Genomic DNA, 24968 nt, shown 5'->3' with positions numbered 1-24968 from the left:
TGCCGTTCCCCACCTTCCCTAGATATGCGGTGCGCGAAGCTCCAGCACGCGCCCATCGGCAATGAACGAATCGCCCACCAGCACGCGGAAGGCCGCACCGGCAGGAAACCGGGGGCCGGCGGTCTGCGGCGACAGCAGCTCGATGTCCAGCGCATGCGGCTTGCCCCGCGCGAGCGCTCCCCCCGGCGGCACGAACCAGCGCGCCGAGAAGCCTTCGTTGCCGACCACCAGCGCGCAGCGGTATTCGCCCGGCGCGAGCGGCACGTCGTGCGAAGGCAGTGCCGGCGGGCGCAGCCTGAGCTCGGCCAGGAAGTGGGGCGTGAACGCGCGCGCCGCATCGAAGCCCGCGGGCTCGGCCGGCGCCGCGCGCCGCGGCAGCTTGCCGATGAGCCAGGCAATGACGTTGCCGATGATCGGCACCCACAGCACCATCAGCAGCGTGCCGATGTCGCGCGTGGTCGTGCCGCGCTCGGCGTAGTGCCGCACGATCGCGCCCGCGACCGCCAGGCCCAGCAGGATGAGGACGATGAGCCTGCGGCGGGCCTGGATGGTGGTCATCGTGGAGGCATTGCCCTTCGGTGCATTGGCCGTCATCCGGTGTTGCGCAGGCCGGCCGCCACCCCGTTGATCGAGATGTGGATGCCGCGCTGCAGCCGCTCGCCGCCTTCGCCCGCGCGGTAGCGGCGCATCAGCTCGACCTGCAGGTGATGCAGCGGATCGATGTACGGAAAGCGGTGGCGCACCGAGCGCTGCATCTCGGCGTTGCCTTCGAGCCTTTGCTTGGCGCCGGTGATGAGCGTGAGCGCATCGGAGGTGCGGTGCCATTCGGTGTCGATCATCGAGAACACCTTCTGGCGCAGCTTGCGGTCGGTCACCAGCTCGGCGTAGCGCGAGGCCAGCGCGAGGTCGCTCTTGGCCAGCACCATGTCCATGTTGGAGAGCAGCGTGCGAAAGAACGGCCACTGCGCATACATGCGGCGCAGCAGCGCAGTGCGCTCCTTGCGCGCGGCCGGCGTTGCGGCCGAGGCCAGGAACTGCTCCACGCCCGAGCCGAAGCCGAACCAGCCGGGAATGGTGAGCCGGCACTGGCCCCAGCTGAAGCTCCATGGCACAGCGCGCAGGTCGTCGATCTTGTGGCTCGGGTTGCGCGAGGCGGGACGCGAGCCGATGTTGAGTTCGGCAATCTCGCGGATCGGCGTGGAGCCGAAGAAGTAGTCGCCGAAGCCCGGGGTTTCGTAGACCAGCTTGCGGTAGGCCGACATGCTCGCGCTCGACAGTTCCCCCGCCGCTGAAAGGAACGTGGCGGGCGCCGACTTGGCCTGCGGCAGCAGCGTGGCTTCGAGCGTGGCGGCCACCAGCGTCTCGAGGTTGCGCCGGCCGATCTCGCGGTTGGCGTACTTCGAGCCGATGACTTCGCCCTGTTCGGTGAGGCGGATCTGGCCGCGCACCGTGCCGGGCGGCTGCGCGAGGATCGCCTGGTAGCTCGGTCCGCCGCCGCGCCCCACCGTGCCCCCGCGGCCATGGAACATGCGCAGGCGGATCGGGTTGGCCTTCTTCTTGTTGAGCTCGTCGAACAGCGCCACCAGCGCGATGCCCGCGCGGTAGAGCTCCCAGTTGCTCGTGAAGATGCCGCCGTCCTTGTTGCTGTCGCTGTAGCCGAGCATCACGTCCTGCTCGGCGCCCGAGCGCTCGATGAGCGCCTGGATGTTCGGCAGCGCATAGAAGGCGCGCACGATGGGCGCGGCATTGCGCAGGTCCTCGATGGTTTCGAACAGCGGCACCACGATCAGGTCGCAGGTGGCCTTGCCGTTCATCGCGCCGCGCAGGAGGCCCACTTCCTTTTGCAGCAGCAGGGCCTCGAGCAGGTCGCTCACCGTCTCGGTGTGGCTGATGATGTAGTGGCGGATGGCCGCCGCGCCGTAGCGCGCACGCGCGGTGCGTGCGGCCGCGAAGATCGCGAGCTCGCTCTGCGCCAGCGGCGAGTACTCGGCATCGGGCACGCGCAGCGGACGCGCGTCGTCGAGCAGCTTGAGCAGCAGCGTCTGCTTGGCTTCCTCGGCCAGCGAGGCGTAGGCCGGCTCGATGCGCGCGGTGGCCAGCAGTTCGGCGATCACGGCCTCGTGCTTGTCCGAGCTCTGGCGCAGGTCGACCGTGGCCAGGTGGAAGCCGAACACCTCGACCGCGCGGATCAGCGGCCGCAGGCGCGGCGCCGCCAGCACGCTGCCGTGCTTCTCGACGAGCGACTCTTCCACCGTGCGCAGGTCGTCCAGGAATTCCTCGGCCTTCGCATAGGGGTTCTGCGGCGGCACGGCGTGGCGCGCGGCCTCGCCGCCGGTGAGATCGCGCAGCGTGGCCGCCAGCCGCGCATACACGCCGGTGAGCGCGCGGCGGTAGGGCTCGTCCTTGCGGTGCTCGCTGGTGTCGGGCGAGCGCGCGGCCAGCGCCTGCATCTCGACCGACACGTCCACCAGCGTGGCGGACAGCGAGAGCTCGCCGCCGAGGTAATGCACTTCGGTGAGGTAGTGGCGCAGTGCCAGCTCGGCCTGGCGGCGCAGCGCGTATTCGAGCGTTTCGGCCGTCACGTTGGGATTGCCGTCGCGGTCGCCGCCGATCCACTGGCCCATGCGGAGGAACGGCGCCACCGAAGGCAGCACGCCGCCCTGGCCCAGCGCCTTTTCGAGGTCGGCATAGACGCGCGGAATCTCGCGCAGGAAGGTGGCTTCGTAGTAGCTCAGCGCGTTCTCGATCTCGTCGGCCACGGTGAGCTTGGAAAAGCGCAGCAGCCGCGTCTGCCAGATCTGCGTGACGCGGATGCGCATCTGCGTTTCGTTCTCGGCAAACTCGAGCGGCGTAAGCGCGTCCTTGGCGCCCGCGTAGGCGCTCTGGCGCAGCTTGATCTCGTCGCGCGTGGTGAGCAGCTGCGCAATGGCGCGCTCGGCATCGAGGATGCTCTTGCGCTGCACTTCGGTCGGGTGTGCGGTGAGCACCGGCGACACGTAGCTGCGTGCCAGCGAAGCCACCACCTCGTCGGGCTTGACGCCGGCCTTGCGGATGCGCGCAAGGGCGGTCTGCAGGTCGCCGTCGGCGCTTTCGCCCGCGCGCTCGGCCTCGGTGCGGCGGCGGATCAGGTGCCGGTCTTCGGCCAGGTTGGCCAGGTGGCTGAAATAGGTGAAGGCGCGGATCACGCGCACCGTCTCGGCCGCGCTCAGGCCCTTGAGCAGGTTCTTGAGCGCGCGGTCGGCCGCCTGGTCGGCATCGCGGCGGAAAGCCACCGACAGCGTGCGGATCTTCTCGACCAGCGCATAACTTTCCTCGCCCTCCTGTTCGCGGATCACGTCGCCGAGGATGCGGCCCAGGAGCCGGATGTCGTCGATCAGCGGCTGGTCTTCGGCTTGCCGGCGCTTGGGCGGCGCAGGAGTCTTGCTGGCTTTCATTTCGATGTTTTTCCTGGTCTAGAAAGAATGCGCCGCCTGCGTTGTTGCGGCGCAACATGCTAGCATTCCAGAGGTCTTCAACATGTACTTTTTGGGAGCGGCCTTGAGCAATATCGTGATCGCCACGCGCGAAAGCCGGCTCGCCCTGTGGCAAGCCGAGCACGTGCAGGCGCTGCTGCAGGAACGGGGCCACGCGGTCAGCCTGCTGGGCATGACCACGCGCGGCGACCAGATCCTGGACAAGTCGCTCAGCAAGGTGGGCGGCAAGGGCCTCTTCGTGAAGGAACTCGAACTCGCGCTCGAGGAAGGCCGCGCCGACGTCGCGGTGCATTCGCTGAAAGACGTGCCGATGGACCTGCCCGAGGGCTTCGTGCTGGCCTGCGTGCTGGAGCGCGAAGACCCGCGCGATGCGCTGGTGTCGCCGCGCCATGCCTCGCTCGACGAGCTGCCGCAGGGCGCCGTCGTCGGCACCTCCAGCCTGCGGCGCGTGGTGCTGCTGCGCGCCCTGCGGCCCGACCTGCGCATCGAGCCGCTGCGCGGCAACCTCGACACCCGCCTGCGCAAGCTCGACGAAGGCCACTACGACGCCATCGTGCTCGCGGCGGCCGGGCTCAAGCGGCTCGGGCTCGAGCATCGCATCCGGGTCGCCTTCGATCCCGACACGATGCTGCCGGCCGCGGGGCAGGGCGCACTCGGCATCGAGGTGCGGGCCGACCGCAGCGACCTGATCGCGCTGCTGGCCACGCTGTCGCATCCGCGCGATTGGCTGGCCACCGCCGCCGAGCGCGCGGTGAGCCGGTCGATGGGCGGCAGCTGTTCCATGCCGCTGGCGGCCCATGCGCGCTGGCAGGCCGACGGTGCGCTGCGCGTCGATGCGGCCTGGGGCGACCCCGAAGGCAACGCTGCGCTGGTGCGGGTCCATGCGCAAGCGCCGGCCGCCGACTTCGCGCAGGCCGGCGCCCTCGGCGAGCGTGCCGCCGCGCTGCTGCGCGACGCCGGCGCGCACTGAAGATTCTTCAAAGAGCGATGGCTGCCAAGCCCGTCATCGTCACGCGGCCGGCGCGCGAGGCCGCGCAATGGGCGGACGAATTCCGGGCCGCCGGGCTGGATGCCGAGGTGCTGCCGCTGATCGCCATCGAGCCCGCCATCGAGGTGGAGCCGCTGCGCGCAGCGTGGAAGCATCTTCCCGACTACGCGGCGCTGATGTTCGTGAGCGCCACGGCGGTCGAGCATTTCTTCCTGCATGCGGAAGAAGGGCAACGCGCAACCGGCCCGCGCTTCTGGGCCACGGGACCGGGCACGGCGCGCGCGCTCTTGCGGGCCGGCGTGCCGCAAGACGCCATCGACGCACCGCCTCCCGACGCCGCCCGCTTCGACTCCGAGGCGCTGTGGGAGCGCGTGAAAGGGCAGGTCGGCCAGGGCGTGCGCGTGCTGATCGTGCGCGGCGGCGATGCGGCCGGCCAGCCGAGCGGACGCGACTGGCTCGCGCGCGAGATCGACGCCGCAAAGGGGTTGCGCGACACGGTGGTCGCCTACCGGCGCCTGCCGCCATCCTTCGACGACGCGGCGCGTGCACTGGCACTCGACGGCGCCGCGGGGCGCGCGGTCTGGCTGTTCAGCAGCTCGGAGGCCATTGCCAACCTGTGCGATGCCATGCCGGGCACCGGCTGGCATGCGGCATGCGCGGTGGCGACCCATGCGCGCATCGGCGAAGCCGCGCGGGCCGCGGGATTCGGTGCGGTGCGCGTGTGCCCGCCGCTGCGGGAAGCCCTGGTCGCGTCGATAGAATCCTTCACATGAGTGCCGCGTCCCCGTCCGACGACTTCTCCCCCCCATCTGCCGCCGCGCCGGTGCCCGCCACGCTGGCGATGGCGCAGTCGCCCGAGTCGCAGGCGGCCGCCGCAACAATGCTCTCGCGCATCGGCTTCGGACTGCTGGCCATCGTGGCATTGGCGGCCCTGGTGATGACCATCTCGCTGTGGCAGAAGGTCGGCGGCATGCAGGAGCAGCTGGCGCGCCAGAGCGCCGATGCGCTGGCCCAATCGCTCGAGGCGCGCACGCTCGCCCGCCAGGCCATCGACACGGTGCGCGAGACCGCGGCGCGCGCTGCGCTCACCGAAACCCGCGTTGCCGAGGTCGCGCTGCAGCGCTCGCAGCTCGAAGAACTGATGCAGAGCCTCTCGCGCTCGCGCGACGAGAACCTGGTGGTCGACATCGAATCGGCCGTGCGCCTCGCCCTTCAGCAGGCGCAGGTCACGGGCAGCGTCGAGCCCCTGCTCGCGGCCCTCAAGTCCGGCGACCTGCGCATCGCGCGCGCCGCGCAGCCCCGGCTGGCGCCGCTGCAGCGCGCCATGCAGCGCGACGCCGACCGCCTGCGCAGCAGCGCGAGCGCCGACAGCGGCGAAGCCCTGCAAAAACTCGACGAGCTGATGCGCAGCGTGGACGACCTGCCGCCGCTCAACGCCGTGGCCATGCGCGGCTCGGGGCTCAATGCCTGGCAGCCGGAACCCATTCCCGCCGATGCCGCCTGGTGGGAGAGGGTGCTGCTGACGATACGCGCCGAAGCGCGGTCGCTGGTGCGGGTCGGGCGCATCGAGCGGCCCGAGGCGGTGCTGCTGGCACCCGACCAGACCTATTTCCTGCGCGAGAACCTCAAGCTCAAGCTGCTCAATGCGCGGCTTTCGCTGCTGTCGCGGCAGGTCGATGCCGCGCGCAGCGAACTCGCCACGGTGGCCGCATCGCTGAACCGCTATTTCGATCCCGCATCGCGGCGCACGCAGGCCGCCGCCACGCAGCTGCAGCAACTGCAGGCGCTGATGAAAACCGCCGAACCCCCGCGCATCGACGACACGCTGTCGGCGCTGGCCACGGCCGCGGCGGGGCGCTGAGGTGAGAGCCGCCCTCTGGCTCCTCGCGCTGTTCGCCGTCGCGGCGGCGGTGGCGCTGTTCGCGGGCAACAACCAGGGCACGATCACCGTGTTCTGGCCGCCCTGGCGGGTCGACCTGTCGCTGAACCTGGTGCTGGTCATCCTGCTGGCCGCGTTCGTGCTGCTCCATCTTGCATTGCGCGGCCTGGCGGCATTGTTCTCGCTGCCGACCCAGGCGCGCCAATGGCGGCTGCAGCAAAAGGAACGCATGCTGCACTCGGCCCTGCTGGACGCCATGGTGCAGCTGCTGTCGGGCCGCTTCTCGCGCGCGCGCAAGGCCGCGCAGGCCGCGCTGGTGCAGGAGAAAACGCTGGCTGCGCTCGGCGCGAGCCTGCCGCAGTCCCAGCAGGTGCGCGTGCTGTCCCACCTGCTGGCTGCCGAGAGCGCGCAGGCCCTGCAGGACCGGCCCGCGCGCGACGCCCACCTGCAGCAGGCGCTCAACGAAAGCGTCGAGCGCAACGTGCTCGCCAGTCCCGAAACGCGCGAGGGCGTGCAGCTGCGCGCTGCGCGCTGGGCACTCGAAGACCACGATCCCGCGGGAGCCCTGGCCCGGCTCGAGGAGCTTCCCCAAGGCGTGCAGCGGCGCACGCTCGCGCTGCGCATCCGGCTGAAGGCGGCGCGCCAGGACGGGCGCACGCTCGAAGCGCTGGAAACGGCGCGCCTGCTCGCCAAGCACCGGGCCTTTTCCGATGGCGCGGCGCTGAGCATCGTGCGCGGCCTCGCGACCGAACTGCTGTCGGGCGCGCACGACCCGGCGCAGCTGCTTCGCGCCTGGGCCGAGCTCGACGCGGCCGAGCGCGAAATGCCCGAGGTCGCGATTCACGCCGCCCAGCGCATGGTGGCGCTGCGCGGCGACCTGTCGCTGGCGCGCGGCTGGCTGCTGCCGGCCTGGGAGCGCATGGTGTCGCAGCCCCGGGGCCTGGGCGACACGCTGCGCGTCAAGATGGCGCGTGCCCTCGAGGCGGGGCTCGACTCGGTGGATGCCGATTGGCTGGCCCGCATCGAAACCGCGCAGCGCAACAACCCGCGCGACCCCAACCTGCAGTACCTCGCGGGCATGGCCTGCATGAAGCGCCAGCTCTGGGGCAAGGCCCAGCAGCTGCTGATGCAGGCCGGCCTGGGCCTGCAGGACACGGAGCTGTACCGGCGCGCCTGGCTGGCACTGGCCGAACTGGCCGAAACGCGCGGCGACGAAGAGCAGGCCGCAGCAGCCTGGAAGCGCGCAGCGCAGACCGAGAAGGCCTGACCGGCATCGGCAACGCGCTGCGGCGTTTGCCGCTCTTGCATTCCCCATAAAAAAACGGCGCCGATGTGGCGCCGTTCTTCATTGCCGCCGGGCCCTCGGGCCCGGGCTTCTTCTTCAGTTCACGCCTTGCGCATCGGAAGGTGCCTTTTCAAACGGCAGCGTCATCGCGCCGAGTTCGCGGCGGGTTTCAACCAGCACCAGCGGACCGTCGTCGAGCACGATCGCAGGCGGGCGCTCGCGCGGCACGTGCACCGGCTTCGGCTCGGCCGCGATCGCTGCGCGGGCCTGTGCAATGCGCTCGGCATCCGAGTTCACCCACTGCAGGCCCGAGCTCTCGGCGATCTGCGCGAGTTCGCTCAGCGGCAGCTCGAAGGGTTGCACCTTCGGCAGTGCACGGCCGTTGGCTGCAGCCGCGGGCTTGCTGCTGCTGCTCTCGACGGCGACAGGCGCCGCCGCGACTGCAGCGACCGTGGCTGCGGGAGCTGCGGGAGCGGCAGGAGCTGCTGCGGCCGGGCGATCGAAGTAGCTCCGTGGTGCCGGTTCGCGTGCTTCTTCTTCGCGCACTGCGGCGCGTTCGGCTGTTGCCAGCGGCTGGGGCTGCTGGCGTGCCGGTGCTTCGCCCGCCTCGGCGTTGTCGGCCGATGCGCCGGCCACGCTGGCTTCGCTGTCGTCGCGCGGACCGCGCTCGCGGCGGTCGCGGCCGTAGCGGTCGCGCGAACGGCCGCGGCGCTCTTCGCCTTCGCGGCGCGGTGCCTGCTGCTCGCCGCTGCCGGTTTCGCCTTCATTGGCGGGTGCCATTTCGGCGGCTTCGGCGATGCGGATGTCGGCTTCGTCGAGATTGGCCGGTGCCGCTTCGCCGTTGGCAAAACGCGGCTGGCCTTCGCTGCGGCGCTCGCGGCGGCCGTCGCTGCGCTCGCCTCGCGGCGCGCGCTCTTCGCGGCCACCGCGCGGGGTGCGTTCGGCCTGCGTGCCGTCCTGCGCGGCCACGTTGTCGCCGCCGGAGGCATCGCGCGGTGCATCGGTGCCATTGCGCTCGCCGCGTTCGGTCCGTTCACCGCGTTCGCCACGATCCCGGCGTTCGCCGCGGCCGCGGGGCGCGCGTTCTGCCGGCGCATTGCCTTCATCGCCGGCGGGTGCGCCCGATGCCAGCTGCTGGGCTTCGAGGCTGCCGTCGATCGGCTCGGCCGGTGCCGGCCGTGCCTCGCGGCCTTCGCCTTCGCGGCGCTCGCCGCGGCCACCGCGGCGCTGTTCGCCGTCGCGCGGGCCGCGTGCTTCACGGGGCTCGCGAGGTTCGCGTTGTTCACGGGGCTCGCGTTGTTCGCGCGGCTGGGCGGCTGCTTCGCTGCGGATCTCGCTGCCGCGGCCTTCGCGGCGCTCGCCACCGCGGCCGCCGCGGCGTTCGCCGTCGCGGCCACCGGAGCGGCTGCCGTTTTCACCGCGGCCTTCGCCGCCGCGGCCACCGCGGCGCTGTTCGCCATCGCGGGCGCCGCGCGCTTCGCCGTCGCGGCCCGGGCGGCCGCCGTCACGTCGCGTGGGCTTCGGAGGCTCGACCGGGATCACGGCCGGTGCGGGTGCCGGTGCCGGCGTGCCGCCGAACCAGCTCTTGATGCGGGCGAAGAAGCCGGTCTCGGCCGGTGCCGGTGCGCTCGCGACGGGCGGCGCGACCGGTGCCGGGGCCACGGCGGCCGGCGCACGCACCGGCTCGGGCCGGGGCGGGACCACGGGCGCGGGCGCATCGGGCAGCACGCCCTTGATGACCGGCGTCTGCTTGTTGGTGGGCTCCTGCGAGCGGCGCGTGACCGAGGTCGGGTCCTCGATCTCGTCGGCCATCTTGTAGCTGGCTTCGATGTGGTCCAGGCGCGGGTCGTCGTGCTTCAGGCGCTCGAGCTTGTAGTTCGGCGTTTCGAGCGTCTTGTTGGGCACCATCAGCACGGTGACGCGCTGCTTGAGCTCGATCTTGGCGATCTCGGGGCGCTTTTCGTTCAGCAGGAACGAAGCCACCTCGACCGGCACCTGCACGTGCACGGCGGCCGTGTTGTCCTTCAGGCACTCCTCCTGGATGATGCGCAGGATCTGCAGCGCGCTCGATTCGGTGTCGCGGATGTGGCCCGAGCCGCCGCAGCGCGGGCAGGGGATCGACGAGCCTTCGCTGAGCGCCGGCTTCAGGCGCTGGCGGCTCATTTCCATCAGGCCGAACTTGCTGATCGAGCCGAACTGCACGCGGGCGCGGTCTTGGCGCAGCGCGTCGCGCAGGCGGCTTTCGACTTCGCGGCGGTTCTTCGACTCGTCCATGTCGATGAAGTCGATGACGATCAGGCCGCCCAGGTCGCGCAGGCGCATCTGGCGGGCCACTTCGTCGGCGGCTTCGAGGTTGGTGCGGGTGGCCGTTTCCTCGATGTCGCCGCCCTTGATGGCGCGGGCCGAGTTCACGTCGACCGAGACCAGCGCCTCGGTGTGGTCGATCACGATGGCGCCGCCCGAGGGCAGCTGCACGGTGCGCGCATAGGCCGATTCGATCTGGTGCTCGATCTGGAAGCGGCTGAACAGCGCGGCGTCGTCGCGGTAGCGCTTCACGCGGGCGGCATGCTCGGGCATGACGTGCGCCATGAACTGCTGCGCCTGCTCGTAGATGTCGTCGGTGTCGATCAGGATGTCGCCGATGTCGTGATTGAAGTAGTCACGGATCGCGCGGATGACGAGCGAGGATTCCTGGTAGATCAGGAAGGCGCCCTTGCCGCCCTTGGCCGCGCCGTCGATGGCGGTCCACAGCTTGAGCAGGTAGTTCAGGTCCCACTGGAGTTCGGGCGCCGAGCGGCCGATGCCGGCGGTGCGCGCGATGATGCTCATGCCCTTGGGGTACTCGAGCTGGTCCATCGCCTCCTTGAGTTCGGCGCGGTCGTCGCCCTCGATGCGCCGGCTCACGCCGCCGCCGCGCGGGTTGTTGGGCATCAGCACCACGTAGCGGCCGGCCAGCGAGATGAAGGTGGTGAGGGCCGCGCCCTTGTTGCCGCGTTCTTCCTTCTCGACCTGGACGACCAGTTCCTGGCCTTCCTTGATGACGTCCTGGATGCGCGCCTGGTTGGCGGAAACGCCTTCGGCGAAATATTGCTTGGAGATTTCCTTGAACGGCAGGAAGCCGTGGCGGTCTTCGCCGTAGTCGACGAAACAGGCTTCGAGCGAAGGCTCGACGCGCGTCACGACGGCCTTGTAGATGTTGCCCTTGCGCTGTTCGCGCCCTTCGATCTCGATTTCGTAGTCGAGGAGCTTTTGCCCGTCGACGATGGCCAGGCGGCGTTCTTCGGCCTGCGTGGCATTGATCAGCATCCGCTTCATGATGCGTTGTCCTTATATGTATCGTTCTACAGGCCCATGACGGGCCAACGATGCACGGACGACGCCCGCGAAACGAGGGGAATTGCCGCTTGGCCCCGGATGTTGTCGCTGCCGCGCCGAGCGCGGACAGGCCTCTTGAGCGTCAGCTCAGGAAGACAGCCGGGGTGGGGGCGCGTGGATGGGCGCGAGCCAGGTTCGGTGTTGAGCAGCTATCTTATTGATAGCTGGTTGCGCAATGGTGGCGCGCGGTGCGGATGACTCAATGCCTGAGGCCGCTGGCAGAAGCCAGGTGGGCCAGCGCAGGCACATTTGAATCAGCAGCATCAACACAAGGGACTCGCTTCGATCCGCCGGCAGCTTGGAAGCTGCAGGCTGGGTATTCCGTATCGGTGTTTCGTGGGTGTCGGCTTGACTTGGGCGCCACGCCTGCCACTTTGCGCAATTGCGCGGGGTTTGCAGGTTCGGCGCCAAAGCGGCATCGACCTCGCAGCATGGTCCTGGGCGTTTGACTGCAGTGATCTAAACTTCTGTCTAATCAAGCACTTACACGACCGCGCTGGTGAAAAACATTATAGGTGCGAAGCAAGGCCCCGCGGCCGCTCCAAATCCCGCAGTTCCAGGCCCCGCAGTCCAAAAGGCTGCGGCGGAGGCCGGCGCGCCGCATGCGGCCATCAAGTTCATCACCGTCGATGCGGAATCCGCGGGCCAGCGGCTCGACAACTTCCTGTTCCGCCATCTGAAGGGCGTGCCCAAGACGCATGTCTACCGGATCATCCGCTCGGGCGAGGTGCGCATCAACAAGGGTCGGGCGCAGGCCGAGACCCGCATCGAGGCCGGCGACGTGCTGCGGCTGCCTCCCATCCGGATATCGCCGCGCGCCGAAGAGGGCGCCACGCCGCCCGCGCCGGCGCGCGAATTCCCGGTGCTGCTGGAGGACGACGCGGTGCTGGCCATCGACAAGCCCGCCGGCGTGGCCGTGCATGGCGGCAGCGGCGTGAGCTTTGGCGTGATCGAGCAATTGCGCACGGCGCGCCCGGGCGCCAAGTTCCTGGAACTGGTGCACCGGCTCGACCGCGAGACCTCGGGCATCCTGCTGGTGGCCAAGAAGCGCAGCGCGCTGGTGGCGCTGCAGGACCAGTTCCGCGAACGCGAGACCGGCAAGACCTACCTTGCGCTGGTCGAGGGCGCCTGGCCCGTCAACAAGAAGGTGCTCGATGCGCCGCTCGCCAAGTACCTGCTGCCGGGCGACGGCGCGGGCGCCGGCGAGCGCCGCGTGCGCGTGGTCGCCAAGGACCATCCCGACGCCATGCGGGCCGTGACGCTGGTGCGCGTGCTGGCGCGGCTCACGCTGCCGGGTGACGCCGCGCCGCTGTCGCTGCTGGCGGTCACCATCAAGACCGGCCGCACCCACCAGATCCGCGTGCACCTTGCATCGGCCGGCCATGCGATTGCGGGCGACGACAAGTACGGCGACTTCGAGCGCCAGCGCGTGTTGCAAAAGCTCGGCCTCAAGCGCATGTTCCTGCATGCCTGGCGGCTGCAGTTCAACCATCCCGCCACCGGCGAGCGCGTGGCGCTGCAGGCCGGCCTGCCTCCTGAACTGCATGCGTTGATGCCGCCCCAGGCGATCGAAGCGCTCGCCCAACATCCCACTGCCACGGCCAATGACTGATTCCTCCAGACCCCTGCGCTTCGACCTGATCGCCTTCGATTGGGACGGCACGCTCTACGACTCCACGCGGCTCATCGTGCGCTGCATCCAGGCGGCGGTGATCGACGTCGGCGGCGCCAAGCCGAGCGAGAACGATGCCGCATGGGTGATCGGCCTGGGCCTGGCCGAGGCTCTTGCGCGCGCCGCGCCCGACGTGCCGAAGGAAAAATACGCCGAGCTCGGCGCCCGTTACCGCTACCACTATCTGCAGCACCAGGACGACCTCGTGCTGTTCGACGGCGTGCTGCAGATGATCGATGCGCTGCGCGCGCGCGGCCACAAGCTCGCGGTGGCCACGGGCAAGTCGCGCCGCGGCCTGAACGAGGCGCTGAAGTCGGTCGCGCTGCGCGACCGCTTCGACGCCTCGCGCACCGCCGACGAGACCTTCGGCAAGCCGCATCCGCGCATGCTGCTGGAACTCATGGAAGAACTCGAGGTGCCGCCCGAACGCACCCTGATGATCGGCGACACCACGCACGACCTGCAGCTGGCGCTCAATGCCGGCTGCGCGAGCGTGGGCGTGAGCTACGGCGCGCACGAGCCCGAGAGCTTCGACGAGCTGAAGCCGCTGTTTGTCGCCCACTCGGTGGCCAGCCTGGAGGCATGGCTTCTGGAGCACGCCTGAAAATCGCGGCATGAGCGAAGAACAGCGCATTCCCCTGTGCAATGCCTCGGACCTGGTCGAAGGCAGCCGGGCCGTTCCCTTCGACGTGGTCTATGGCGGCGAAACCTGCCGGGCCTTCGCGGTGCGCTTCGAGGGGCAGCCGCATGCCTACCTCAACCGGTGCAGCCACGTGGCGATGGAGCTGGATTTCCAGCCCGACCGCTTCTTCGACGACAGCGGCCAGTGGCTGCTGTGCGCCACCCATGGCGCGGTCTACCGGCCGGACACCGGCGAATGCGCCGGCGGCCCGTGCCGCGGCGGGCTCGTGAAGATCGCCCTCAGCGAACGTGACGGCGTGGTGCACTGGCATACTGCCTGGAACCTCCATCCCCTGAGCTTTTGACAATGACCGACCCGAACCGCACGGAACCCGAAGGTTTTGATCCTTTTGAGCCGGCCACCCCCATTGCGTCCTCGCAGGGCGCGCCGAGAAACATGGCCAAAGACCCCACGCAGCGTCCCGGATGGGAGCGCGCAACGCTCGAGAAACTCGCCTTCGCCTCGCTCAACGAACAAAAGGCGGCGCGCCGCTGGAAGACCTTCACGCGCCTGTCGTGGCTCGCCTTCTTCATCTTCCTGGTCTGGCTGGCGATGTCGCGCAGCACGCCGAGCACCGCCAAGACCACGGCCCACACGGCAGTGGTCGAGATCAAGGGCGAGATCGCCAACGGCGGCGACGCCAGCGCGGAATTCGTGGTCGCGGCCATGAAGACCGCGTTCGAGGACGAGGGCGCCAAGGGCATCGTGCTGCTGATCAATTCGCCGGGCGGAAGCCCCGTGCAGGCGGGCATCATCAGCGACGAGATCAAGCGCCTGAAGGCCAAGCACAAGAAGCCGATCTACGCGGTGGTCGAGGAAACCTGCGCCTCGGCCGCCTACTACATTGCCGCTGCCACCGACAAGATCTTCGTCGACAAGGCCAGCATCGTCGGCAGCATCGGCGTGCTGATGGACGGCTTCGGCTTCACCGGCGTGATGGAAAAGGTCGGCGTCGAGCGCCGGCTGCTGACGGCCGGCGAGAACAAGGGCTTCCTCGACCCGTTCAGCCCGATGAGCGATGCGCAGCGCGCCCATGCGCAGGCCATGCTGAACCAGATCCACACGCAGTTCATCAACGTGGTGAAGAACGGTCGCGGCGACCGGCTCAAGCTCGACACCCCGGGGCTTTTCAGCGGCCTCTTCTGGAGCGGCGAGCAGGCCGTCGAGTTCGGCCTGGCCGACCAGCTGGGCAATGTCGATTTCGTGGCACGTGAAGTCATCAAGGCCGAAGAGGTCACCGACTACACCCGGCGCGACAACGTGGCCGAGAAGCTCGCGAAGAAATTCGGCGCGGCCATGGGCGCGGCCACCGTGCGCTCGCTGCAGTCCGCCACGCCGGCGCTGCGCTGAGGCCGGCAGCGGCGAGGCGTCTCAGGCGCGGCGGCTCTCGTCGCCCGTGAAGCGCGCCGAGGCCGCCAGCGCCGCGGCAAACACCACGACCACATAGAGCGCGGCCGTCAGCGAACTGGCCCGCGCGAGCAGCCCGATCACCGCCGGGCCGGCCATGAAACCCAGGTAGGCCACGGCCGAGACGGCGGCAATGCCGATGGCGGGTTCGACGCCGGGCACGCGCGCCGAGGCGCCGAACAGGATCGGCACCACGTTCGCAAAACCGATGCCGACGCCCGCGAAGCCGACCAGCGCGAGCCAGGGCAGGTCGGTCAGCAGCACCAGCGCCATGGCAGCCGCCGCAAGAATGCCGCTGCCGCGCAGCAGCGCCGTCGGCGAAAAGCGCGCGCGCAGGGCGTCGCCGCCGAAGCGCGCGGCCGCCATGGCGGCGGAGAAGCTCGCGTAGGCCAGCGCGGCCTGCTTTTGCGGGCTGCCGAGTTCCTGCTGCATGTAGAGCACGCTCCAGTCGTAGATGGCGCCCTCGGCAATCAGGCCCAGCGCGGCGAGCACGCCAAGCACCGCCAGCGTGCCGCGAGGCAGCCGGAAGCGATGGTCTGCCGGGGCCGCATCGCTCGCTATGGGCGGTTTGGGCAGCATGTGCATCGAGGAGAAGGCGACGACCAGCACCATCGCCGCAGCCACCCAGAGCAGATGCGCCTGCGCCCCGAGCCCGGCGGCCAGCGCCGCGCTGCCGCTCGCGGCGCCGGCCATGCCGCCCAGGCTGAACATGCCGTGCATGCCGCTCATCAGGGGCGTGCCGCCGCGCAGCTCGAGCTGCGCCGCCTCGGTGTTGATGGCCACGTCGAACACGCTGGTCACAAGGCCGAAGGCCGCCAGCAACGCCAAAAGAAAAGGATAGCCCGGCATCGCGATCAGGCCGGCGAGCAGCAGGGCGTAGATAGAGCCGCAGAGCGCAGCCATGCGGCGCGGGCCGTGGCGGCCGATCCAGCGGCCGGCGCTGGTCAGCCCGAACATCGCGCCGGCGCCGGCCGCGAGCAGCGCCAGCCCGAGCTCGGCCTCGTCGATGCCGTAGTGCGCCTTGACCGTCGGAACGTGGACGCCCCAGGTCGCAAAGATGAATCCGGACGAAAAGAATTGCGCACGCGAGGCCCAGCGCGTGCCGGCGGTCACTCCCATCGTCAACGCCCGATCGCGAACACGGCAGGCAGGCGTTCGTCCAATGTGCCCGGCTGCGCCTTGGCGCGCCAGGATTTCACGGTTTCGCTGCGCACGTGGGCGCTGGCGAGCGTGAGGCCGCGCGCCACCGCGAGCCGGGTGTTGTGCTGCAGCGTCTGCACCAGCGCCTGCAGCAGCGCCGCGTTGCGATAGGGCGTCTCGATGAACAGCTGCGTCTGGCCTGTCTTGAGCGCCAGCGCCTCGAGTTCGCGGATGCGCACCTGGCGCTCGCCGGCGTCCTGCGGCAGGTAGCCGACGAAGGCGAAGTTCTGCCCGTTGAGGCCGCTTGCGGCCAGTGCCAGCAGCAGCGAGACGGGGCCGGTGAGCGGCACCACGGCAATGCCCAGGTCGTGCGCGGCGCGCGCCACCGAGGAACCGGGATCGGCCACCGCCGGCATGCCGGCCTCGCTCAGCAGGCCGATGTCGTGGCCTTCGAGCGCGGCGGCCAGCAGCGGCCGGGCGTCGAACTGGCCGGCGTGGTCGCCCTTCTTGTGCACCTCGCGCGGCAGTTCGCGGATGTCCTGCGCCTGCAGCGGCGCCGCCAGCGGCGCGACGGCATCGATCCGCTTCAGGTAGGCGCGGGCCGACTTGGCGTTCTCGCAGATCCAGTGGGTGATCCCGGCGGCGGCCTGGATCGTGCCCAGGGGCAGGGCGTCCTGCAGCGGCGCCTGGATGTCGCAGCCGAAGTCGAGCGGCGCCGGAACGAGGTAGAGCTTGCCGTGCGTCACAGGAGTTCGACCCCCGCGGCGCGCAGCATCCGGCAGGTGCGGATCAAGGGCAGGCCGACCAGGGCCGTCGGGTCGTCGCTGTCGATCGCGCTCAGCAGGGCGATGCCGAGGCCCTCGCTCTTCGCGCTGCCTGCGCAGTCGTAGGGCTGCTCGGCCTGCAGGTACTGCTCGATGGCCGCGTCGCTGAGTTCGCGGAACACCACCCGCACCGGCGCCAGGTCGCGCTGGACGAAACCGGTGGCCTCGCAGACGACAGCCACCGCGGTCTGGAACACCAGCGTCTGGCCGCGCATCCGGCGCAGCTGGGCCGTGGCGCGCGCGTGGTCGCCGGGCTTGCCGAGCGCCTCGCCCGCCAGCTCGGCCACCTGGTCCGAGCCGATGACCACGGCTTCGGGAAAGCGGGCGGCCACGGCGCGCGCTTTTTCGAGCGCCAGCCGCTCGGCCAGCTCGCGCGGCGTTTCACCGTCCAGCGCCGTTTCGTCGACTTCAGGCGGCTGTATATCGAAGGGCAGGTGCAGGCGGTTCAGCAGTTCGCGCCGGTAGCGCGAGGTCGAGGCGAGGATCAGGGGGCGTTGCATGGGCCAGATTGTGCGGGAGCCGCGCAAAACCCTCAGGCATGCCTTTGGGGCGGTGAAGCGGCCGGCGCGCTAGACTGGCGTGGATGAAGAGAGAATTTGTTCCCCAACGGCTCGACGTGGCCGGCTTTGCCGCCGCTGCCGCCACCCTCGCTGCCACCGACCCGGTGCCCAACTATGTGCGCCTTGCCGCCGAACTGGCGGCCCCGGCGCCCGACGCCGTGGTCCGCTGGACGGCGACCGGCGAAGAGCGACCGGGCGCCGATGGCAAAGCCGTGCCCTGGCTGCATCTGGAAGCCGAAGCGACCGTGCCGCTGACCTGCCAGCGCTGCCTGACGCCTGTGGAGACGCCGCTGGCGGTGGACCGCTGGTTCCGCTTCGTCGCCGACGAGGCGACGGCAGAAGCCGAGGACGAGGAATCCGAGGAAGACCTGCTCGTCGTGAGCCGGGACTTCGACCTGCCCACCCTGATCGAAGACGAACTCCTGATGGAGATTCCCGTCATGCCCGTGCACGAGGTCTGCCCGGTCCCGGTGCGGCTCTCGTCCAGCGACGACGACTTCCAGGCGGCCGAAGAGGCCAAGCCGAACCCTTTCGCGGTGCTCGGGGCGTTGCGTTCGCGCAAGCCGGAAGAGGGCAAGTAGCCCTTTCTCGGCACCTGGGCTATAATCATGGGCTTCGCGCGCGCCGCCGTGAGCAGCAAGACAGGCAAGGGCATTCCATGCATGCCCCTGGATTGCCACCGCAAGAGAGCGCATCCAATCACTCACCTAACAGTCCAGGAGCCATCATGGCCGTCCAGCAAAACAAGAAGTCGCCTTCCAAGCGCGGCATGCACCGTTCCCACAATGCGCTGGTCGTGCCCGGCATTGCCGTTGAGCCGACCACTGGCGAAACGCACCTGCGCCACCACATCAGCCCCAACGGTTTCTACCGTGGCCGTCAGGTGCTCAAGAACAAGTCCGAAGCCTGATCTCGCATCCCAAGGCCGAGGCCCGAAGCTACTTTTGCCGTAGCGTCGGGCCTTTGTTTTGATGGCTACGCCTTCTTCCCCCGAATCCACTGCTGCGCCTTCCGCAATCACGCTCGCCGTGGATTGCATGGGAGGCGACCATGGGCCGCGCGTCACGCTTGCGGCCTGCCGCGCGTTCCTCGAGCGGCACAGCGAAGCCTCGTTGCTGCTGGTCGGTGCGCCGGCTGCGCTGGCGGGCTTTGCCGCGCATCCGCGTGCCCGCATCGTCGCGGCCAGCGAAGTGGTGGGCATGGACGACCCGATCGAAATCGCCCTGCGCAAGAAGAAGGATTCTTCGATGCGCATCGCGATCCAGCAGGTCAAGGATGGCGCCGCCCAGGCGGCCATCTCGGCCGGCAACACGGGCGCCCTCATGGCCATTGCCCGCTACCTGCTCAAGACGCTCGACGGCATCGACCGCCCCGCCATCGCGCCCCAGCTTCCAAACGCCAAGGGCGGCGCCACCACGGTGCTCGACCTGGGTGCCAACGTCGACTGCGACGCGGAAGACCTGCTCCAGTTCGCGGTGCTCGGTTCCGCGCTGGTATCGGCGCTCACGGGCAACGAGGCGCCTTCGGTCGGCCTGCTCAACATCGGCGAAGAAGCCATCAAGGGCAGCGAAACAATCAAAAAGGCCAGCCAACTGCTGCGTACGGCTGCCAACTCGAAGGATCTGAACTTCTACGGCAACGTCGAAGGTAACGATATTTTCAAGGGCACGACAGATATCGTCGTATGTGACGGTTTTGTTGGAAACGTGGCGCTGAAGGCCAGCGAAGGCGTGGCCTCGATGATCGGCGAGTTCATTCGCGTCGAATTCTCGCGGAGCATTTTCACGAAGGCCGCGGCAATTGTTGCTTATCCGGTTTTAAAAGCGTTTAAAAACCGGCTCGATCACCGTCGCTACAACGGAGCGGCGCTGCTGGGCCTGCGCGGCCTGGTTTTCAAGAGCCATGGCTCGGCTGACGAAGTGGCTTTCGGGCATGCGCTGGATCGCGCTTATGATGCCGCTCGCAACAACCTGCTCGATCGCGTGCGGGCCCGCATCGCTCACGCCGCGCCATTGCTCGCGCGGCAGGAGCCCGCGGTGCCAGCCGACGCGACGGCCCTTCACGTTTGATGAGCTCTTATTCACGCATCACCGGCACCGGCAGCTACCTGCCGCCGCGCCGGGTGACCAATGACGACCTTGCCAAGGAATTGGCAACGCGCGGCATCGAAACCTCGGACCAGTGGATCGTCGAGCGCACCGGCATCCACGCGCGGCACTTCGCGGCGCCCGAGGTCACGAGCAGCGATCTCGCCCTCGAGGCCGCGAGGCACGCACTCGAAGCCGCGGGCCGCAAGGCCGAAGACATCGACCTGATCATCGTCGCGACCTCGACGCCGGACATGGTGTTTCCGTCGTCGGCGGCCATTCTCCAGAACAAGCTCGGCGTGGCCGGCTGCCCGGCCTTCGACGTCCAGGCGGTCTGCAGCGGCTTCGTCTATGCGCTGACCGTGGCCGACGCCATGATCCGCACCGGCACCGCGCGCTGCGCGCTGGTGGTCGGCGCCGAAGTGTTCTCGCGCATCCTCGATTTCAACGACCGCACCACCTGCGTGCTGTTCGGCGACGGCGCCGGCGCCGTGGTGCTCGAGGCCAGCGAGGAGCCGGGCATCCTGGCGAGCGACCTGCATGCGGACGGCAAGCACGTCGGCATCCTTTGCGTGCCGGGCCACGTCTCCGGCGGCAACGTGCTGGGCACGCCGCTGCTGCACATGGACGGACAGGCCGTGTTCAAGCTCGCGGTGCGCGTGCTCGAGGACGCCGCGCGTGCCACGCTCGCAAAGGCGGGCAAGACCGAGGCCGACATCGACTGGCTCATTCCGCACCAGGCCAACATCCGCATCATGGAAGGCACGGCCAAGAAGCTGAAGCTTCCGCGCGAAAAACTCATCGTCACCGTCAACGAGCATGGCAACACCTCGGCCGCCTCGATTCCGCTGGCGCTCGACGAGGCCGTGCGGTCCGGCAAGGTGAAGAAGGGCGAAACCGTCATGCTGGAAGGCGTGGGCGGCGGCTTCACCTGGGGCGCGGTGCTATTGAATCTGTAGTGCATGGCGATGCCCCTTCGGGCTGCGATGCGACACGACGCTTTTGATAAAAATGAAATCCTTTGCTTTTGTCTTCCCGGGCCAGGGCTCCCAGGCCGTCGGCATGCTCGATGCGTGGGGCGATCACCCGGCCGTGGCCGAAACCCTGCGCGAAGCCTCCGAGGCGCTGGGCGAAGACATCGGCGGGCTGATCAAGAACGGCCCGAAGGAAGAACTGGCGCTGACCACCAACACCCAGCCGGTGATGCTGGTGGCCGGCGTGGCCGCCTGGCGCGCCTGGCTGGCCGAAGGCGGGCCCACCCCGTCGGTGGTGGCGGGACATTCGCTCGGTGAATATTCGGCGCTGGTTGCGTCCGGCGTGCTGACGCTCGCGCAGGCCGCGCCGCTGGTGCGTTTTCGCGCCCGGGCCATGCAGCAGGCCGTGCCGGTCGGCGTCGGCGCCATGGCGGCGGTGCTGGGCATGGAAGCCGCCAAGGTGGTGGCGGGCTGCGCGGAAGCCACGGCGTCCTTCGGCGAAGGCAGCGCCGAAATCGTCGAGGCTGTGAATTTCAACGATCCGATGCAGACCGTGATCGCCGGCAGCAAGGCAGCCGTCGACAAGGCCTGCGAGCTGCTCAAGGCCGGCGGGGCCAAGCGCGCGCTGCTGCTGCCGGTGTCGGCGCCATTCCATTCGAGCCTGATGAAGCCGGCCGCCGAGGCGCTGCGCGAAAAGCTCGCCACCCTCACATTGGCGCCCCCGCAGATTCCGGTGCTGAACAACATCGACGTGGCGGTCGAGACCGATCCCGCGCGCATCCGCGACGCCCTGGTGCGCCAGGCCGCCGGCCCGGTTCGCTGGGTCGAAAGCGTGCAGGCCTTGAAACTGCGCGGCGTAGCCTCCATCATCGAGTGCGGGCCGGGCAAGGTGCTGGCCGGCATGGTCAAGCGCATCGCCCCCGAGCTGGAAGCCGCGTCGGTGTACGACCCGGCAACGCTCGCGGACACCCGACAATCGCTCGCCGGCTGAACGGTGCGGGCCCAGACACTTCTTTTATGAGCATTCCCAAATTCGAAGGGCAGGTCGCCCTGGTCACCGGCGCGTCGCGCGGCATCGGCGCGGCCATCGCGCTCGAGCTCGCGCAGCGCGGCCTCAAGGTGGTCGGCACCGGCACCACCGAGGACAGCGCGGCCAAGATCACTTCGGCGCTCAGCGCCTTCGACGGCCGCGGGCGTGCGCTCGACGTGAACGACGCCGTCGCGGTCGAGGCGCTGATCGACGAGATCGTGAAGGCCTACGGCGCGATCCACGTGCTGGTCAACAACGCCGGCATCACGCGCGACACGCTCGCCATGCGCATGAAGGACGACGACTGGGACGCGGTGCTCGACACCAATCTCAAGGCCGTCTTCCGCCTCTCTCGCGCGGTGATCCGCCCGATGATGAAGCAGCGCTACGGCCGCATCATCAGCATCACGAGCGTGGTGGGGGCGTCCGGCAATGCCGGCCAGGCCAACTACGCGGCAGCCAAGGCCGGCGTGGCGGGCATGACCCGCGCACTGGCGCGCGAGCTGGGCAGCCGCAGCATCACGGTCAACTGCGTGGCGCCGGGCTTCATCGAAACCGACATGACGGCCAGCCTGCCCGAGGCACAGCAGCAGGCGCTGCTGCAGCAGATCCCGCTGGGCCACCTGGGCAAGCCGGCCGACATCGCGCATGCCGTGGCCTATCTCGCGTCGCCCCAGGCGTCCTACGTGACGGGGCAGGAACTGCACGTCAACGGCGGCATGCACATGTAGCCGCAAGGCGCAATCTTTTCCCGTACCGGGCGCACGGCAAATGCCACAATGCGCCCGGCTAAAATCCACTGTTACCTACAACCCTCAGAGGGAACCAAATGAGCGATATCGAAGCACGTGTCAAGAAAATCATCGCCGAGCAGCTCGGCGTGGAAGAGTCCCAAGTAACCAACGAGAAGGCCTTCGTGGCCGACCTCGGTGCAGACTCGCTCGACACGGTCGAACTGGTGATGGCACTCGAAGACGAATTCGGCATCGAAATTCCCGACGAAGACGCCGAGAAGATCACCACGGTGCAAAACGCCGTCGACTACGCCACCAAGAATCAAAAGGCCTGATCGGCCAGCTGACACTGCAACGACGGCCGGCGGCCTTTTTTCAACCGCCCGCGCCGCTCGGCAGCTGTTCAGCGCTTCCAGAAAGGTTTGCCGGCATGACCAAACGCCGCGTCGTCGTGACCGGACTCGGTTGCATCGCTCCTGTCGGAAACACCGCAGCCGAATCCTGGGCCAATCTGCTGGCCGGGAAGTCGGGCATTGCGAACATCACCGCGTTCGATGCAAGCGCCTTCGCCTGCAAGTTCGCCGGTGAGGTCAAGGGTTTCGACATCACCCAATACATCTCGGAGAAGGAAGCGCGCCACATGGACCGCTTCATTCATCTGGGGCTTGCCGCCGCCATCCAGGCGGTGCAGGACAGCGGATTGCCGACCGGCGAAGCGCTGTCCTATGAAGAAGCCGTGCGCATCGGCTGCAACATCGGCTCGGGCATCGGCGGCCTGCCGATGATCGAAGAGACGCACGGCGAATACGCGAGTCGCGGCCCACGCCGCATCTCGCCGTTCTTCGTGCCGGCTTCCATCATCAACATGATCTCGGGCCACGTCTCGATCAAGTACGGCTTCAAGGGCCCGAACATCGCCGTCGTGACCGCCTGCACCACGGGCCTGCACGCCATCGGCACGTCGGCGCGCATGATCGAATACGGCGACGCCGACGTCATGATCGCGGGCGGCGCCGAGTCGACCATTTCTCCGCTCGGCATCGGCGGCTTCACCGCGCCCCGCGCGCTGAGCACCCGCAACGACGATCCCGCCACGGCCTCGCGTCCGTGGGACAAGGACCGCGACGGCTTCGTGCTGGGCGAGGGCTCCGGCGTGCTGGTGCTCGAAGAGTACGAACACGCCAAGGCGCGCGGCGCCAAGATCTATGCGGAAGTCTCGGGCTTTGGCATGACCGGCGACGCGTACCACATGACCGCGCCCGACGTCGACGGCCCGCGCCGTTCGATGGCCATGGCGTTGGCCAATGCGGGCGTCAACCCCGACGAGGTCCAGTACCTGAATGCGCACGGCACCTCCACGCAGATCGGCGACGTCAACGAGACCAATGCGGTCAAGCTGGCTTTCGGCGATCACGCGAAGAAGCTCGTCGTCAACTCGACCAAGTCGATGACCGGCCACCTGCTGGGCGGCGCCGGCGGCATCGAATCGGTGTTCACGGTGCTCGCGCTGCATCACCAGAAGAGCCCGCCGACCATCAACATCTTCAACCAGGACCCGGAGTGCGACCTCGACTATTGCGCCAATCAGGCGCGCGATCTGAAGATCGATGTCGCGGTCAAGAACAACTTCGGCTTCGGCGGCACCAACGGCACGCTGGTGTTCAAGCGCGTTTGAATCTTGCTCTTCCATGTACAGCGCACCCTCGGTGACCTATCCGGTGGGGCGCTCGCGCGGTGCGACCCGGATCCTGATTGCCACCTGGGCCCTGGGCGCCTGCTGCGCAGGTCTCTCGTGCTTTTTGATCGATAGCGTTGGCTGGCGCCAGCTGCTGCTGGTCCTGAGCGTGCTGTTTTCCGGCGTTGCAGCCGGACTCGGGCTGCGAAGCGACGGTGCCGCGGTGCTGCACTTCGACGGCCTGTGCTGGAGCCTGACGGGCGCCGATCATGGCCGGGCCGTTCATGCGGCGCGCGCCGCCGTGGCGCTCGACCTGCAATCGCTGCTGCTGGTCCGCCTGACCCAGCCGGGCCGCGCCGGGCGATGGATATGGATCGAACAGCGCGCCATGCCCGAGCGCTGGCGCGATGTACGCCGTGCGGTATATTCGCGCGCCCCGTCCGCCTCGCCTGCGGGCGAGCCGTGGCGAGCAACCGCGCCTGCCGATGCGCCCTGAATCTCCCCGATGACAACTTCTCCCCCGCCAGTGCCACCGGACTCCGGCTTGCCCGATGGGTCCGCCGAGGCGCCGCGCCCGGGCGAGGTCGACCTTCAGCTGGTCCAGCGCACGGTCGCGGGCGACCAGAAGGCCTTCGAACTGCTGGTCATCAAGTACCAGCGCCGGATCGAGCGCCTGATCGGGCGCATGGTGCGCGACGTCGACCTGGTCGAGGACATCGCCCAGGAAACCTTCATCCGGGCCTACCGCGCGCTGCACCAGTTCCGCGGCGACGCCCAGTTCTACACCTGGCTCTACCGGATTGCGGTCAACACCGCCAAGAAGGCGCTGGTCGACATGAAGCGCGACCCGACCATCTCCGAAAGCGCCCTGCGGCCGTCTTCTGACGAGGACGATGAAACTTACCGCCCCGGAAACGAACCAATCAGCGACGAAACCCCCGAATCAGTCCTGGCAGCAAACGAGATCGCCCAGGTCGTCGAGGCGGCCATGGAAGCATTGCCGCCCGAATTGCGCCAGGCGGTCACCCTGCGGGAGATCGAGGGCATGAGTTACGAAGAGATCGCCGAGGTCATGGATTGCCCTATCGGCACGGTGCGCTCGCGTATTTTCCGGGCGCGTGAGGCCATTTCGGCCAGGGTCAAACCGCTGCTGGACAACCAGTCCGGCAAGCGTTGGTAGGTA

The 24968-nt window shown here is 68.8% G+C and carries 24 protein-coding genes; 18 read left to right on the top strand and 6 right to left on the bottom strand.

Annotated features, from left to right (window positions below; genetic code table 11):
• Window positions 1–18: 18 nt before the first annotated feature.
• Complete coding sequence (locus AC1DMS_RS11475) at window positions 19–594, bottom strand: hypothetical protein (protein WP_027729587.1); 576 nt, start codon at window positions 592–594, stop codon at window positions 19–21.
• Window positions 591–3434 (bottom strand): phosphoenolpyruvate carboxylase, encoded by a 2844-nt coding sequence (ppc, locus tag AC1DMS_RS11470; protein WP_062362804.1) that lies wholly within the window; start codon window positions 3432–3434, stop codon window positions 591–593. Before ppc ends, AC1DMS_RS11475 begins: the two co-directional genes overlap by 4 nt.
• A gap of 82 nt (window positions 3435–3516) precedes the next feature.
• Between ppc and hemC the strand changes: the two genes are divergently transcribed.
• From hemC to AC1DMS_RS11450, 4 genes are read left to right on the top strand one after another with little or no spacing between them, the layout of a single operon-like run.
• On the top strand, window positions 3517–4443 hold the full coding sequence (hemC, locus tag AC1DMS_RS11465) for a hydroxymethylbilane synthase (protein ID WP_478181014.1): 927 nt from the start codon (window positions 3517–3519) through the stop codon (window positions 4441–4443).
• Between the two features lie 17 nt (window positions 4444–4460).
• Entirely contained in the window at window positions 4461–5234 is a 774-nt protein-coding gene (locus AC1DMS_RS11460; RefSeq protein ID WP_478181013.1) for a uroporphyrinogen-III synthase, read from the top strand.
• Window positions 5231–6322 carry a uroporphyrinogen-III C-methyltransferase gene (locus AC1DMS_RS11455; RefSeq protein ID WP_478181012.1) on the top strand — a complete coding sequence of 364 codons (1092 nt, stop codon included), beginning with the start codon at window positions 5231–5233 and terminating at the stop codon, window positions 6320–6322. The genes AC1DMS_RS11460 and AC1DMS_RS11455 overlap by 4 nt, the downstream gene beginning before the upstream one ends.
• A gap of 1 nt (window position 6323) precedes the next feature.
• A complete protein-coding gene (locus tag AC1DMS_RS11450; protein ID WP_478181011.1) occupies window positions 6324–7607 on the top strand; it encodes a heme biosynthesis HemY N-terminal domain-containing protein in 1284 nt (427 codons plus the stop codon).
• 114 nt (window positions 7608–7721) lie between these two features.
• On the opposite strand, the gene AC1DMS_RS11445 is transcribed toward AC1DMS_RS11450, so the two are convergent.
• The gene (locus AC1DMS_RS11445; protein WP_478181010.1) at window positions 7722–10940 is read right to left on the bottom strand and encodes an Rne/Rng family ribonuclease; all 3219 of its coding nucleotides are present in this window, start codon (window positions 10938–10940) and stop codon (window positions 7722–7724) included.
• A 559-nt stretch (window positions 10941–11499) separates the two neighbouring features.
• Here AC1DMS_RS11445 and AC1DMS_RS11440 point away from each other — a divergent pair.
• The 4 genes from AC1DMS_RS11440 to AC1DMS_RS11425 are packed head-to-tail and all read left to right on the top strand — an operon-like array spanning window position 11500 to window position 14704.
• Window positions 11500–12612, top strand: coding sequence for an RluA family pseudouridine synthase (locus AC1DMS_RS11440; protein WP_478181009.1), 1113 nt, complete (start codon window positions 11500–11502; stop codon window positions 12610–12612).
• Entirely contained in the window at window positions 12605–13276 is a 672-nt protein-coding gene (locus AC1DMS_RS11435) for an HAD family hydrolase (protein ID WP_012746527.1), read from the top strand. The genes AC1DMS_RS11440 and AC1DMS_RS11435 overlap by 8 nt, the downstream gene beginning before the upstream one ends.
• A gap of 10 nt (window positions 13277–13286) precedes the next feature.
• The gene (locus AC1DMS_RS11430) at window positions 13287–13658 is read left to right on the top strand and encodes a Rieske (2Fe-2S) protein (RefSeq protein ID WP_012746528.1); all 372 of its coding nucleotides are present in this window, start codon (window positions 13287–13289) and stop codon (window positions 13656–13658) included.
• A 2-nt stretch (window positions 13659–13660) separates the two neighbouring features.
• Window positions 13661–14704, top strand: a complete 1044-nt coding sequence (locus AC1DMS_RS11425; protein WP_012746529.1) for a S49 family peptidase — start codon at window positions 13661–13663, stop codon at window positions 14702–14704.
• Between the two features lie 21 nt (window positions 14705–14725).
• On the opposite strand, the gene AC1DMS_RS11420 is transcribed toward AC1DMS_RS11425, so the two are convergent.
• From AC1DMS_RS11420 to AC1DMS_RS11410, 3 genes are read right to left on the bottom strand one after another with little or no spacing between them, the layout of a single operon-like run.
• Window positions 14726–15880, bottom strand: a complete 1155-nt coding sequence (locus tag AC1DMS_RS11420) for an MFS transporter (RefSeq protein ID WP_027729532.1) — start codon at window positions 15878–15880, stop codon at window positions 14726–14728.
• A 2-nt stretch (window positions 15881–15882) separates the two neighbouring features.
• A complete protein-coding gene (locus AC1DMS_RS11415) occupies window positions 15883–16647 on the bottom strand; it encodes an SAM-dependent methyltransferase (RefSeq protein WP_027729531.1) in 765 nt (254 codons plus the stop codon).
• Window positions 16644–17225, bottom strand: a complete 582-nt coding sequence (locus AC1DMS_RS11410; protein WP_027729512.1) for a Maf family protein — start codon at window positions 17223–17225, stop codon at window positions 16644–16646. The genes AC1DMS_RS11415 and AC1DMS_RS11410 overlap by 4 nt, the downstream gene beginning before the upstream one ends.
• Before the next feature lie 83 nt (window positions 17226–17308).
• On the opposite strand from AC1DMS_RS11410, the gene AC1DMS_RS11405 reads away from it, so the two are divergent.
• The 10 genes from AC1DMS_RS11405 (at window position 17309) to rpoE (ending at window position 24965) form a co-directional block, all read left to right on the top strand.
• Window positions 17309–17866, top strand: coding sequence for a YceD family protein (locus AC1DMS_RS11405; RefSeq protein WP_027729511.1), 558 nt, complete (start codon window positions 17309–17311; stop codon window positions 17864–17866).
• Between the two features lie 146 nt (window positions 17867–18012).
• On the top strand, window positions 18013–18195 hold the full coding sequence (rpmF, locus tag AC1DMS_RS11400; protein WP_007830466.1) for a 50S ribosomal protein L32: 183 nt from the start codon (window positions 18013–18015) through the stop codon (window positions 18193–18195).
• A gap of 61 nt (window positions 18196–18256) precedes the next feature.
• Window positions 18257–19354, top strand: coding sequence for a phosphate acyltransferase PlsX (gene plsX / locus AC1DMS_RS11395; protein ID WP_080515724.1), 1098 nt, complete (start codon window positions 18257–18259; stop codon window positions 19352–19354).
• Window positions 19354–20331 carry a beta-ketoacyl-ACP synthase III gene (locus AC1DMS_RS11390; protein ID WP_012746535.1) on the top strand — a complete coding sequence of 326 codons (978 nt, stop codon included), beginning with the start codon at window positions 19354–19356 and terminating at the stop codon, window positions 20329–20331. Before plsX ends, AC1DMS_RS11390 begins: the two co-directional genes overlap by 1 nt.
• 52 nt (window positions 20332–20383) lie before the next feature.
• Window positions 20384–21337, top strand: a complete 954-nt coding sequence (fabD, locus tag AC1DMS_RS11385; protein WP_027729509.1) for an ACP S-malonyltransferase — start codon at window positions 20384–20386, stop codon at window positions 21335–21337.
• 26 nt (window positions 21338–21363) lie between these two features.
• On the top strand, window positions 21364–22107 hold the full coding sequence (gene fabG, locus AC1DMS_RS11380) for a 3-oxoacyl-ACP reductase FabG (protein ID WP_012746537.1): 744 nt from the start codon (window positions 21364–21366) through the stop codon (window positions 22105–22107).
• A 98-nt stretch (window positions 22108–22205) separates the two neighbouring features.
• A complete protein-coding gene (acpP, locus tag AC1DMS_RS11375; RefSeq protein ID WP_007830471.1) occupies window positions 22206–22445 on the top strand; it encodes an acyl carrier protein in 240 nt (79 codons plus the stop codon).
• 95 nt (window positions 22446–22540) lie between these two features.
• Window positions 22541–23785, top strand: coding sequence for a beta-ketoacyl-ACP synthase II (gene fabF, locus AC1DMS_RS11370; protein ID WP_012746538.1), 1245 nt, complete (start codon window positions 22541–22543; stop codon window positions 23783–23785).
• Between the two features lie 13 nt (window positions 23786–23798).
• Complete coding sequence (locus AC1DMS_RS11365) at window positions 23799–24281, top strand: hypothetical protein (RefSeq protein WP_012746539.1); 483 nt, start codon at window positions 23799–23801, stop codon at window positions 24279–24281.
• Window positions 24282–24290: 9 nt separating this feature from the next.
• Window positions 24291–24965 carry an RNA polymerase sigma factor RpoE gene (rpoE, locus tag AC1DMS_RS11360; RefSeq protein WP_012746540.1) on the top strand — a complete coding sequence of 225 codons (675 nt, stop codon included), beginning with the start codon at window positions 24291–24293 and terminating at the stop codon, window positions 24963–24965.
• Window positions 24966–24968: the final 3 nt, after the last annotated feature.

The organism is Variovorax sp. 05T418, from assembly GCF_056396385.1.
This window is presented reverse-complemented; position numbering and strand designations above follow the sequence as displayed.

What these genes read in the sequence shown, in the direction of transcription:
- AC1DMS_RS11475 (WP_027729587.1), bottom strand. Translation starts at nt 594, where the DNA reads ATGACGGCCAATGCACCGAAGGGCAATGCCTCCACGATGACCACCATC.
- ppc (WP_062362804.1), bottom strand. Translation starts at nt 3,434, where the DNA reads ATGAAAGCCAGCAAGACTCCTGCGCCGCCCAAGCGCCGGCAAGCCGAA.
- hemC (WP_478181014.1), top strand. Translation starts at nt 3,517, where the DNA reads ATGTACTTTTTGGGAGCGGCCTTGAGCAATATCGTGATCGCCACGCGC.
- AC1DMS_RS11460 (WP_478181013.1), top strand. Translation starts at nt 4,461, where the DNA reads ATGGCTGCCAAGCCCGTCATCGTCACGCGGCCGGCGCGCGAGGCCGCG.
- AC1DMS_RS11455 (WP_478181012.1), top strand. Translation starts at nt 5,231, where the DNA reads ATGAGTGCCGCGTCCCCGTCCGACGACTTCTCCCCCCCATCTGCCGCC.
- AC1DMS_RS11445 (WP_478181010.1), bottom strand. Translation starts at nt 10,940, where the DNA reads ATGAAGCGGATGCTGATCAATGCCACGCAGGCCGAAGAACGCCGCCTG.
- AC1DMS_RS11435 (WP_012746527.1), top strand. Translation starts at nt 12,605, where the DNA reads ATGACTGATTCCTCCAGACCCCTGCGCTTCGACCTGATCGCCTTCGAT.
- AC1DMS_RS11430 (WP_012746528.1), top strand. Translation starts at nt 13,287, where the DNA reads ATGAGCGAAGAACAGCGCATTCCCCTGTGCAATGCCTCGGACCTGGTC.
- AC1DMS_RS11425 (WP_012746529.1), top strand. Translation starts at nt 13,661, where the DNA reads ATGACCGACCCGAACCGCACGGAACCCGAAGGTTTTGATCCTTTTGAG.
- AC1DMS_RS11420 (WP_027729532.1), bottom strand. Translation starts at nt 15,880, where the DNA reads ATGGGAGTGACCGCCGGCACGCGCTGGGCCTCGCGTGCGCAATTCTTT.
- AC1DMS_RS11410 (WP_027729512.1), bottom strand. Translation starts at nt 17,225, where the DNA reads ATGCAACGCCCCCTGATCCTCGCCTCGACCTCGCGCTACCGGCGCGAA.
- AC1DMS_RS11405 (WP_027729511.1), top strand. Translation starts at nt 17,309, where the DNA reads ATGAAGAGAGAATTTGTTCCCCAACGGCTCGACGTGGCCGGCTTTGCC.
- rpmF (WP_007830466.1), top strand. Translation starts at nt 18,013, where the DNA reads ATGGCCGTCCAGCAAAACAAGAAGTCGCCTTCCAAGCGCGGCATGCAC.
- plsX (WP_080515724.1), top strand. Translation starts at nt 18,257, where the DNA reads ATGGCTACGCCTTCTTCCCCCGAATCCACTGCTGCGCCTTCCGCAATC.
- AC1DMS_RS11390 (WP_012746535.1), top strand. Translation starts at nt 19,354, where the DNA reads ATGAGCTCTTATTCACGCATCACCGGCACCGGCAGCTACCTGCCGCCG.
- fabD (WP_027729509.1), top strand. Translation starts at nt 20,384, where the DNA reads ATGAAATCCTTTGCTTTTGTCTTCCCGGGCCAGGGCTCCCAGGCCGTC.
- fabG (WP_012746537.1), top strand. Translation starts at nt 21,364, where the DNA reads ATGAGCATTCCCAAATTCGAAGGGCAGGTCGCCCTGGTCACCGGCGCG.
- acpP (WP_007830471.1), top strand. Translation starts at nt 22,206, where the DNA reads ATGAGCGATATCGAAGCACGTGTCAAGAAAATCATCGCCGAGCAGCTC.
- fabF (WP_012746538.1), top strand. Translation starts at nt 22,541, where the DNA reads ATGACCAAACGCCGCGTCGTCGTGACCGGACTCGGTTGCATCGCTCCT.
- AC1DMS_RS11365 (WP_012746539.1), top strand. Translation starts at nt 23,799, where the DNA reads ATGTACAGCGCACCCTCGGTGACCTATCCGGTGGGGCGCTCGCGCGGT.
- rpoE (WP_012746540.1), top strand. Translation starts at nt 24,291, where the DNA reads ATGACAACTTCTCCCCCGCCAGTGCCACCGGACTCCGGCTTGCCCGAT.